This is a genomic window from Acetobacter papayae (genome assembly GCF_047721125.1).
Taxonomy (GTDB): Bacteria; Pseudomonadota; Alphaproteobacteria; order Acetobacterales; family Acetobacteraceae; genus Acetobacter; species Acetobacter papayae.
In genome coordinates this window covers 77145-83169 of record NZ_JBDNWF010000010.1, presented here as the reverse complement: position 1 = coordinate 83169, position 6025 = coordinate 77145, and the positions used below count along the sequence as shown (strand labels likewise).

General features: G+C 59.7%; 4 protein-coding genes. All 4 read left to right on the top strand.

Annotated elements, in window-relative coordinates; all coding sequences use genetic code 11:
• Nucleotides 1–163: 163 nt before the first annotated feature.
• The 4 genes from ABF757_RS05285 to ABF757_RS05270 all read left to right on the top strand — a co-directional run bounded on the left by ABF757_RS05285 (nucleotide 164) and on the right by ABF757_RS05270 (nucleotide 6014).
• Entirely contained in the window at nucleotides 164–1951 is a 1788-nt protein-coding gene (locus ABF757_RS05285) for an ABC transporter ATP-binding protein (protein WP_415481234.1), read from the top strand.
• Between the two features lie 44 nt (nucleotides 1952–1995).
• Entirely contained in the window at nucleotides 1996–2331 is a 336-nt protein-coding gene (locus ABF757_RS05280; protein ID WP_415481233.1) for a hypothetical protein, read from the top strand.
• Nucleotides 2332–2473: 142 nt separating this feature from the next.
• On the top strand, nucleotides 2474–3955 hold the full coding sequence (locus ABF757_RS05275; protein ID WP_415481232.1) for an APC family permease: 1482 nt from the start codon (nucleotides 2474–2476) through the stop codon (nucleotides 3953–3955).
• 448 nt (nucleotides 3956–4403) lie between these two features.
• Nucleotides 4404–6014, top strand: coding sequence for an inorganic phosphate transporter (locus tag ABF757_RS05270; protein WP_415481231.1), 1611 nt, complete (start codon nucleotides 4404–4406; stop codon nucleotides 6012–6014).
• Nucleotides 6015–6025 lie beyond the last annotated feature (11 nt).

Genomic DNA, 6025 nt, shown 5'->3' with positions numbered 1-6025 from the left:
TTTGGGGGCATAAGGGGGGGCCTGCGGCTGGTCTGTTCGGGTGATAGTGTCAGGGATGGGGGGTATTTGTGCAACCACCCCCTTTCACGATACAGGCTGTGCACGCATTTATGCGCCAGAAAGAATGATCCATCTGTTTGACTGACCTGTTCGGGGTGTCCGTATGCCTGTGAGTGGTTCCGGGGTGGCTACCGCCGCGCGGAAAACAAGCCTGTTTATTGATGTGCTGCGCTTTGTGGCCCGGCACTGGCTGGGCTTTCCGGTGCCGCTGGCCGTTACGCTGGCCGGAACCATGCTGGCCACCGTGGCGGATGTGCTGATGCCCGTTATTGCCGGGCAGTTGGTAGCCGACGTGGCGCGCCCGGTGGCGGAGGTGGGGCATGATGCGCTGTGGATGCTCGCGGCCATGGCCGGGTGCGGCTTTTTTAGCGTGCTGGCCAAGCGGGGGGCCTATCTTGGCATTACGCGGCTGACCACGCAGGTCATGCAGAAAATAGGCACCGAGGCCTTTGCCCATGTCCAGCGGCTGTCAACCGACTGGCATGCCAGCACCTTCGCCGGTTCCACCGTGCGGCGGCTTACGCGCGGCATGTGGGCGGTGGATATGCTGGATGATACGCTGCTGCTCCTGCTGCTGCCCGAAGTGGCGCTGCTGGTGCTCACCACCCTTGTGCTGGGCTGGCACTGGCTGGCCATGGGGGTGCTACTGGGCGTGCTTTCCGTGCTGTTTGTTGCACTTTCCTGCACCTTGACCCTGCGTTACGTGGCCCCATCCGCACAGGCGGCCAATGAGGGCGACAGCCGCATGGGGGCAGCTCTGGCCGATGCCATAACCTGCAATGCCGTGGTGAAGGCTTTTGGCGCGGAAGAGCGTGAGGATGCACGGCTGGCGCGCATTGTCAGCCAGTGGCGCAAGGCAACGGCGCATATGTGGGTGCGCGGGACGGACAGCGCCAATATTCAGGCAGCGGCGGTCATGGTCATGCGGCTCGCACTGGCGGGCGGTGCTATCTGGCTGTGGGCCGCTGGCCGGGCTGGCCCCGGAGATGTCGCCTATGTGCTGACCATGACCTTTCTTGTGCAGGGCTACCTGCGCGAGATTGGCCAGCAGGTTTCGGTTGTGCAGCGCTCTGTCAATGAAATGGAGGAACTGCTGCTGCTGTGGCGTACGCCCGCAGCCGTGGCGGACCCGGTGAACCCGCAGCCTTTGCAGGTTACACAAGGCGCGATCAGCTTCGAGCATGTCCGCTTCTGCTATCCGGGGCAGGCGAAAGCGTTGTTTGATGACTTTTCCCTGACAATCGCGCCGGGCAGCCGAGTAGGGCTGGTGGGGCCATCAGGCTCAGGCAAGACAACATTTACCAAGCTGCTCCAGCGGCTTTACGCGCCACAGGCGGGCGTGATCCGGGTGGATGGCACGGATATTGCCACGGTGCGCCAGTCGGCCCTGCGGGCGCGTATTGCGCTGGTGCCGCAGGAGCCCATGCTGTTCCACCGCAGTCTGGCGGAAAACATTGCGTATGGGTGCCCCGGTGCCACGCGCGCGCAGATAGAGGAGGCCGCGCGGCTGGCCAATGCCTCCCGCTTTATCGACCGTCTGCCCGATGGGTATGAAACCCTAGTGGGGGAGCGTGGCATCAAGCTGTCCGGCGGGGAGCGCCAGCGTGTGGCCATTGCCCGTGCTTTTCTGGCCGATGCGCCTATTCTGGTCATGGATGAGGCAACGGCCAGTCTGGATTCGGAGTCCGAGGCTCTGGTGCAGCAGGCAATGGAACGGCTGATGCAGGGGCGCACGGTGCTGGTGGTGGCGCACCGTCTGGCGACCGTGCGGGGGCTGGACCGTATTGTGGTGTTCGAGCATGGGCGCGTGGTGGAAGACGGCCCGCATGATACACTGGTGAGCAAGGAAAACGGCCTGTACCGCAGGCTGTACACCTTGCAGAGCCTGTAAGGCGGTACGGTAGCTATTGGTGACAGGGAGGGTCATGACAGTTCATGGCGGCGGAAACGGAACCTGACAACGAAACCGAACGGCTGAGAAAACAGCGGCGCGATGCGCTGGTGGCCCGTCTGCCTGCGCGTCTGGCGGACTGGGTGCGCTGGCTGCTGGCGGCAGAGCGGCGCACGCTCAGGATGTTTGCGGGATTTCTGTTTCTGCTGGGTGGGTTTTTATCTTTCCTGCCCCTGCTGGGTATCTGGATGCTGCCGCTGGGTGTGGTGCTGTTGGCCGAGGATATTCCCCTGTTCCGCGGGCTGAGCGTGCGCCTGTTCGCCTGGATGGCCCGCCGCAGGCCCGACCTGTTTGCGGAGCAGAAGGAGAGCGGGCGCTAGAGAGCGGGATATGGGCCGGAGCTATCGGATAGAGCGATAGCTGGGCAGGGGCATTACAGACTGGTGCGATTCCGAAACATTTTTCTATGCTGGAGCCTTCGCAAGCCATCAGCTTTGCTCCAACCGGAAAAAAGGACCCGCCATGGATCACGCACCGGTACCCGCTACCGACGATGCCGCCAGTCTGGCGGCGCTGGGAGTGAAGTCGGATTTCGACCGCTCCATGTCGATGATTGAGAATTTTGCACTGGGTTTTACCTATCTGTCGCCCGTGGTGGGGGTGTACACCCTGTTTGACACCAGCCTGCAGACAGGCGGTGGCCCCATGATCTGGTCTTACGTGCTGGCGGGTATTGGCCAGTTTCTGGTGGCGCTGATTTTTGGTGAGGTCGTAGCGCAGTTTCCCATTTCTGGCGGACTTTACCCATGGGCACGCAGGCTGGTGGGGCGCAAATGGTCGTGGGTGACGGCGTGGGTTTATGTCTGGGCGCTGTTTACCACCATTGCCGCCGTGGCAACGGGGGCGGCTCCGTTTCTGGCTTTGCTGACAGGGGGCTCCAGCGCGCCGGGCCTGACAACGGCTATAGCCGTGGCACTGATTGCGCTCTCCACACTGTGTAACCTCGCGGGCACAAAATTGCTCGCACGTGTGGCCATGTTCGGTTTTATCTGCGAACTGGTGGGGGCCCTGTTTGTTGGTGGGTATCTGCTGGCCTTCCACCGGGTGAATACGCTGGGCGCATTGCTTGACCCTATGAACGCCGCACCGGCCAATGGCAGTTATCTGCCTGCTTTTCTGGCGGCATCGCTGCTCGGGCTGTTCTCGTGCTACGGGTTTGAGGCCTGTGGCGATGTGGCTGAGGAAATTCCAGATCCCGGCCGCCAGATTCCCAAAGCCATGCGCATGACCATCTATATCGGGGTGGGGGCATCCATTTTTGCCTGTGCCGCACTGCTACTGGCCGTGCCCGATATTCCGGCAGTGATTTCGGGCAAATCTCCCAATGCGCTGAGCGATGTGCTGATGAACGCCTTCGGCCCTACTGGCACCAAGGGGGTTGCGGCTATTGTAATGGTGTCTTTCATGTCCTGCGTGCTTAGCCTACAGGCGGCAGTCAGCCGGCTGATCTACTCCTTCGCGCGGGATGGTATGGTTGCGGGGTCTGCACCGCTTTCACGGGTTTCGACCCGGCATGTGCCGGTAAATGCACTCTATCTTTCCGGGCTGGTGCCGGGCGCTATCGTGCTGTTGGGCCTGTTTGCGCAGGATGCGCTTACAACCATCGTCAGCTTTGCGGTGGTGGGGATTTACGTGGCCTTCCAGATGGTGGTGGCGGGTGCGCTCTATGCCCGTCTGCGCGGCTGGCAGCCGGGGGGACCGTTTACTCTCGGGCGCTGGGGTTTTGCGGTTAATATTGCAGCACTGGCTTATGGTGTGCTCGCCATTATCAATATCCTGTGGCCCCGCATGCCGGATGCGCCATGGTATATCAATTACAGCATGTGGATCGGTCTTGCGCTTGTGGTGGCCACAGCCCTCGCCTATCTGGCGCTGGCGCGGCCGCATCTGCGGGGCAGCGCACGTTATGCGGATGCGTGGCTGATTTCGCCCAGACGCCGCTAAGCGCTCATACTCCGCTTTGTTCTACACATGAAAACAGGCGGCTCCAGCATGGGGCCGCCTGTTTTGCGTTACAAAAACGTGGCCATGCAAGACCAGTGCGTAGGTGCGTAACCGTTCCCGGCAGAGCTTCATGAAGCGATTGGCAAACTGTTGGAATCCATGGACTTCTTCGTGGTGGCGGGGGCGGAACCACACCATGTAATCGGATATAAAATCCGGGTTTTTTGGGGCTGCTATTATGGATAGCGTGAAGGTATATTTTTACAGGCTAAGGGGTGTCTTTTATTGAATGATTCAAAGGAGGAGAATTTCTATAAAAACTTATAGTGTTCATTAATTTAGTTATATATTTTGGGTGTGCATTCATCTTTCATAATAATTTAACTGTTTATTATTTTTAGCGTCGCCAAAATAGACAAACTTTCTGAAAATCAGGGAAGACAGAATTTTGTCTGATGCAAGTGTCTCACAGGGCCGCTATCTGCGCCCGCGCATGAATGCTGGCGAAGCTCCGGCCTTCAGGCTGCTTTTTCTGACGGTTATTGCCGCAGCGCTGGCCTTTGTGGGCTACAGCGTTCTAACCGACCTGCAGGCCGCAGGCGAACAGGGGATAGCCGTTGGTGCTTTCGCCCTTCTGGCGCTGGCGCTGCTGATTGCGCTCGGCTTTGAATTCGTCAACGGTTTTCACGATACGGCCAATGCCGTCGCAACCGTTATCTACACTAACAGCATGCCGCCGCTGGTGGCGGTTGTGTGGTCGGGTATGTGGAACCTTCTGGGTGTGCTCGTATCCTCCGGGGCGGTGGCGTATAGTGTTGTCACGCTGCTGCCGGTCGAGCTTATCCTGCAGGTTGGCGGTGGCGCAGGCCATGCCATGATTTTCGCTCTGCTGATTGCTGCCATTTTGTGGAACCTCGCCACATGGGCGCTGGGTATCCCCAACAGTTCCTCCCATGCCCTCATCGGCTCGATCATGGGGGTAGGGATTGCAAACCAGCTTATGGCACCAGCCGGTATGGCCACTTATGGCGTGGACTGGTCGCAGGTGCAGAAAGTATTCAGCGCGCTGCTGTTCAGCCCGCTCTGTGGCTTCATTCTTTCCATGCTGCTGTTCTGGACTTTCCGGGTTCTGATACGCCAGCGCGTGCTGTTTGAAGCGCCTGAAGGCCACAAGCCGCCGCCACTGTGGATCCGTGGGATGCTGATTGGCACCTGTACGGGTGTTTCCTATTTCCATGGTGGTAATGACGGTCAGAAAGGCATGGGCCTGATCATGCTCATCCTGATTGGCGCGGCCCCCACCGCCTATGCCCTGAACCGCGCCATGCCCGAAACGGCCATGCCCGCTTTTGTGCAGATGGCTGGTGATGCAAGCACCGTTTTCCAGCACCATGCCAAGGAAGTGCGCGCACCGAGTGTGGCCGATGCCCGCTCGCAGGTGACAGAGGCGCTGAGAAACCGGCATGTCGATACGCCGCAGGTATACAGCGCGCTGGCGGTTCTGTCGGACGACATCACGGCCTCGGTCAAGGGGTATCACTCGTTGAACGCCATCCCCGCAGCGGAAGTGCCTAACGTCCGTACGGACATGTACCTGGTGTCTGACGCCATCCGTGTCCTGACAAAAACCACGGTGTTTGAAGGCAAGGAAGCAGCAGACCTCAAGGGCTTTATGGGCCAGCTTAATGCTGGTACGCGGTTCATTCCCACATGGGTCAAGATTGCGGTGGCCGTAGCTCTGGGCATGGGCACAATGGTGGGCTGGAAGCGTATTGTCGTGACGGTGGGCGAGAAAATCGGCAAGACCCATCTCAACTACGCGCAGGGCGCTTCGGCTGAAATTGTTGCCATGGGCACGATCGGGCTGGCGGAAGGCTTTGGGCTGCCGGTTTCCACTACGCATATTCTCTCAAGCGGTGTTGCGGGCACCATGGCGGCGGCAGGTTCCGGCCTGCAGTGGCGTACCCTGCGCACCATGGCCATGGCGTGGATTGTAACCCTTCCGGCCGCGATGCTGCTGAGCGGTGTATTATTTTTTGTTTTCCGTCATATTTTCTGAAAACAGGTTTT

Bases quoted from the DNA above. Each gene is read 5' to 3' on its own strand.
- ABF757_RS05285 (WP_415481234.1), top strand. From the start codon at position 164: ATGCCTGTGAGTGGTTCCGGGGTGGCTACCGCCGCGCGGAAAACAAGC.
- ABF757_RS05280 (WP_415481233.1), top strand. From the start codon at position 1,996: ATGGCGGCGGAAACGGAACCTGACAACGAAACCGAACGGCTGAGAAAA.
- ABF757_RS05275 (WP_415481232.1), top strand. From the start codon at position 2,474: ATGGATCACGCACCGGTACCCGCTACCGACGATGCCGCCAGTCTGGCG.